Origin of the sequence: Paenibacillus xylanilyticus, from assembly GCF_013359935.1 — a bacterium.
In the GTDB taxonomy this organism is placed as follows: domain Bacteria; phylum Bacillota; class Bacilli; order Paenibacillales; family Paenibacillaceae; genus Paenibacillus; species Paenibacillus xylanilyticus.
On sequence record NZ_JABMCB010000104.1, the window covers coordinates 1 to 4,697 of the forward strand.

Consider the following 4,697-nt stretch of genomic DNA (forward strand, 5'->3'; position numbering starts at 1 on the left):
ATTGATCCCATGTCCAAAACCAGCGGTGTTACCGACGAAATGCCATTTTAGCTCCGTACCTTCAAATGCCCCAAGCCACCAATTATCGTCACCTGGGAAATAAAACAGAATATCTTCTCTTCCGTCACCATTGAAATCCCCCACCCAGAACGGCCGCCCATCGTTGATCCCATGTCCAAAACCAACAGTGTTACCGGCAAGATTCCACTTTAATTCTGTTCCATTGTAAGAGCCGAGCCACCAGTTATTATCACCTGGAAAGTAAAATAGGATCTCATCGCTATCATTGTTAGAAAATTTTCCTATCCAGGTTGGACAACCTCGTGGTGCTCCACCAAATCCATTTGTATTTCTAATAGGATTACATTTTGCATTCCCGTCTCCTGTTTTTGAACAAAGCCACCAGTCATTATTTGAATCAAAAAATAACAACTGGTCTTCGGTGCCACTAAATTTACCAATCCAACCAGAAACCTCGGAATCATGCTTGAAAATTAATCGAATAACATAGTCTAACGCACACCAAGCTTCAATCTCTGGTTTTAGGTTACGATTAATGTACTCGTAACTCAGGTAACCGAAACCTTTGTCTCCCCACAATTCCCCAGATTTTAAAATCCAGGAATTTTTGAATTTCATCTTTTGGTTGCTATCATCATAGCCAACGATACAAATTGCATGATAGTCGCCCTTTTTCGAATTACCCGGAAGAGGAATAATCCCATTTGTATTAGCTTCTGACCAATTATCATACACTGGAACACCCATAACAAATGGTCCGTTGTTAAATAAGCTGTTTTTCATTGCATCTAGTGAATCAAGCCTTGCATACGATGAAATTTTGTTATCTGCTGCATTAGAATCAGCATTAGGTAGTGGAGTATTTATTGAATTAGCGACATACGGCCAGTATTGCCATTCGCATACGCCAGTCTCTTGAAGAACTTGCATCGCAGTCTTAATATAAGTCCCTTCTCCTGGATAGTTATCGATTTCTTTGCATTTTTGATATAGATATCGTGGTGATAATTCGACGTATTTATTTTCTTCTTTCGATTCTTGAGCCTCTTTCATGCCAACAGCACAGGCGAATCCAACACAAGTTCCTTCTCGTCCCTGATTTTTAACCGGAGTAACATGAGGTGACTCATATTTTTCAGGAATAGTAGCTAAATTTAACTCGGTAGGGAATTCCCGAATAATAGCAGAAAATAAAATGTCTCTTTCATCAGGCGGAGACGGTACAGCCCCAAACCCAAATTCATCTAATGACATTTCAGACCTCCTAAAGGCTTAATTTCTAAGCTTAAGCTTCTGTTTCTTGAATAAAATTTATTCATCAGCATTTAGCCGGGGTTATCCTGCACTACCCTTTGATCGTCTTTAGTGCAGTGCTGAAAGCCTGTTAAGTTACGATGCACTCGTTTAAAGAGCAGACCCAACAAGTTGAACAAAAAATAGAGAATCCCAGAAGAATGTAGGGTTCTCTATTTTTTGTTCATTATGTGTTGTCATAACCCAACCATTCTCATTAAAGAGTTCAGGTCCAATCTAGCTTGATCATTACAACTAAGGATTACTTAGTACTAACGGAGCAAGATTCTGATTGATAAATGTTTCTATATATTTATCCAGACTAATTAACTTTCTCCGGGTCTACGTTTCCTCTCAGCTGATTTTTCTTTCAACCTCTTATTAAGCAACAATTGTGCAGTACGAGAGCTAAACGTTTTACCGCATCCTATACATCTGAACCTTGGCGTCCCAGATACAGAATTTACTCCGTATTTATTGGTGTGCGTAGATCCACAGTGTGGGCACCTCGAAACCCTTATGTACTCAGTCCATCCCATTTCAAATTCTTACCTCCGTTCGTAAAGTTCTAGTCATTCGTCTTCGGTTGTGTTACCTTCCTGCATCTCTCCAGGTAAATGACCATCCTAAGATTTATCTATAATTTAATTTACATCTATCCCTTTAAATCTGATCTTTCTCTGATATTCATTTTTGTTGATTAACTTACCAATCTCAAATACAGCAGCTAAAGCTAGATTGGTTACAGGCGCAAGATGACTGTTATCTGCTACTCTAGTATAATTTACGCCATCACAACTGATATTGTGAAACACTTCATTTTCCATTGTATATATTTCATCTAAATCTAACTTTATTTGGCCTTCATTATTCAAAATACCAGTAGTGATAGAATGGTTTCCACGATTCACGAATGTTACTCCAAATGGTAACCAAAGCTCTAATCGATGATTATCGTCCTGTGTCCAATCACCATACTCTTTGTTTTCGCCAATACAGAGAAATGCTCTCAACAGCCTGTCTATATGCCACGGACGAGTTAAGACTGGGTCCTCTCCTAAATTAATAAGAACTTCTTTTCCAGAGGTTTGAATAATTTCAGAAATGCGTTGTCCAGAGACTCGAGACCTCTCAAGCATTGTAAGAAAACTGACAGAATGAGAAAGTGATGTCTTGTACAAGTACTTCTCTCCCTCATCAACTGAAATATAGTGCGTTCGTTTACTTCTCGATCCAGGATTGGGAAGAATTTTGTTAATACCAACCGTAAATACCTTAGCATCATCATGAGTAGAGACCGAGCGATAAACATTTTTATAAAACTCTTGATTTACTAAACTTTTTATTAATAAATAGATTGGATGAGTATCTCCATATTTGTAATCAGTAGGTGTGTTTAGTATTTCTCTAGCCAGGGATAATATATTTTCAAACTCCTCTCTTTGCTTATTTTCTTGCTTTAATTTCCTTGCTTCTTCTCTTTTTCGTTTAAACATATTATCCCTTCCTTCATTTATCAATAGTACCCTTCTTATGACACACATTTAATTATAGTAAATGCAGTTAGTATAAACTACTCCACAAGCACCTCATATATCTTCCTTTAAAAGCTCTAATTCTACACGATTCCGTAGTAAACTGCTGATTAATATAAGCCCCCCAATTCCCAATCAATTGGGCTGAAGGTTATAATGGTTGAAGGCTCTTATAGATGGGGTGAGGTGATTTATTATTTTTAACGACAAATTGATTAACTCCCTTCAGAATACACATATCCATTTAGTTAAAGAATGGAACTTATCTAAAACTGATCAATTTCTTCCGGAAGAAGTCACAGCTGATTCCCACCGAAGAGTTTGGTGGAAATGTACTTCTGGGCATGAGGAATTTAATCCCATCAGGATTCGTGTTCGAAATAACGGTTGTATTCAATGTAAGCGAGAAGCTAAGAGAATACTAGAAGCTAATAAGGAACTAGATAAAAACCCATTAACGGGCACCTTTACTGACCTGATACATAACCCTAATATGAAGCTCATTGAGGTACTAGGGCTGCCACAGGACTTTACTGCTAACATAAGCATTGAGTCACTCTATGAAGGGGATGATGAATTTGATAGGAGGATTTATCTTTCTCTAAAGCGGTATGGTTTAGATACTGTTGATCAAATCCTGCAACTTACCTACAATAAACTGGACTCTATTAGGAACTTAGGAGAACGATCCCAGATCAAGTTATATACCATTTTGAAATCAAAATTCTGCTGTTGACCCAATTAAATTGTGCCTATCGTGGACTCTAACTCCCTTTTACTTCATCTAATACAAAAGCGAGCTACACATGATTGTGTTAGCTCGCCTTGATAATTCTCTTTTTGCTTAATTACTCTCTACTGATAATGCTATCTCCCACTCCGTTAACTCCATCCAACAATCACACCAAGTTTACTCTTTTGTGTTTATTTCGATATGCCCTATCAAGGTTAATCCAATAATCAGCCGGTGGGCTAAAGACTTTTGCTAACTCATCAGCAAAAAATTGGGTTACTGGTTCTTTACTCATGAAAAAAGACGCCAGACTTTCATTTGCTAATCCTGTTTTCTTTGAGAGATCATCCAGATCCATACCTTTTGCAACCATTAGTTCAATAACCTTGTCTCCAATAGGGAATACGTTTGGGTTATTAATTTGATTCATTAATTCGCGTATCTCCTTTGTTCACCTGTCTTAAAATAACTTTAATTCGATTTAGTTGAAATATATCATTATAAAGTTAGAATGTAAATCAAATTATACAACTTTGTTTTTTTTGATTTACATATATGATTACTATTTAAGTCAGCTGCTTTATAAGTGCAAACAAGAAGGACCACTTCAATTTCGAAGTGGTCCTTCTTGTTTAATTCGTGTGTTCAAGGAGCTGCCAGAGCCGATCGTATTGTCCTAAGAACCTTCGAGAACCTTATCCTCTATAACAGGTGCAGGAATTTCTGTAATCTCAATCGATTCTTCGGGTCCAAAGCTTTGAATCTTCATTGGCATGGAGTCCAGATATTTATACTCCTCCGTTTTAGTTGAACTTCCGATAATGTTACCTTCTTTATCTTTCGTGAAAATCTCACGTTTAGTAGGTAAGCCGGTATCCAAATCAATGGTTACTATCTCTTTATGGAGATCATCTTCAGCAAGAGCCTGTTGCTCGTTTTTGTCTGAAGAAGTCAAGGATTTCATTTCATTAGACTCAAGTACCGTCCAATCCTGACTTTCCAGTTCATTCTTCGCCTCTTCTAACAGAGAGATCTGCAGTAACTTTTCATTTTCTGCAGCGATATTCTCTGGCATAGTCCAGGTGTTACCCACTAACTTCCCTGTTTCAAAATCA

The 4,697-nt window shown here is 37.6% G+C and carries 5 protein-coding genes and 1 pseudogene; 1 reads left to right on the forward strand and 5 read right to left on the reverse strand.

All coding sequences use genetic code 11. The features are described 5' to 3' along the window. The 3 genes from HP552_RS01015 to HP552_RS01020 form a co-directional block, all read right to left on the reverse strand. Positions 1-1,275 (reverse strand): C1 family peptidase (locus HP552_RS01015; protein WP_175393893.1); only part of this gene is annotated, 1,275 nt, incomplete at its 3' end. A 365-nt stretch (positions 1,276-1,640) separates the two neighbouring features. Then, positions 1,641-1,853 carry a transposase-like zinc-binding domain-containing protein gene (locus HP552_RS35900; protein WP_435874268.1) on the reverse strand — a complete coding sequence of 71 codons (213 nt, stop codon included), beginning with the start codon at positions 1,851-1,853 and terminating at the stop codon, positions 1,641-1,643. 105 nt (positions 1,854-1,958) lie between these two features. Further along, on the reverse strand, positions 1,959-2,810 hold the full coding sequence (locus tag HP552_RS01020; RefSeq protein WP_175393894.1) for a DUF6710 family protein: 852 nt from the start codon (positions 2,808-2,810) through the stop codon (positions 1,959-1,961). A gap of 250 nt (positions 2,811-3,060) precedes the next feature. Here HP552_RS01020 and HP552_RS35720 point away from each other — a divergent pair, with 250 nt between their 5' ends. Continuing rightward, a complete protein-coding gene (locus HP552_RS35720) occupies positions 3,061-3,585 on the forward strand; it encodes a zinc-ribbon domain-containing protein (RefSeq protein WP_175393895.1) in 525 nt (174 codons plus the stop codon). Positions 3,586-3,748: 163 nt separating this feature from the next. Here the strand turns inward: HP552_RS35720 and HP552_RS01030 are convergent, their stop codons facing one another. Continuing rightward, positions 3,749-4,012, reverse strand: coding sequence for a hypothetical protein (locus tag HP552_RS01030; RefSeq protein ID WP_175393896.1), 264 nt, complete (start codon positions 4,010-4,012; stop codon positions 3,749-3,751). Positions 4,013-4,258: 246 nt separating this feature from the next. Continuing rightward, positions 4,259-4,697: pseudogene (locus tag HP552_RS01035) on the reverse strand (hypothetical protein); the annotation flags it as partial.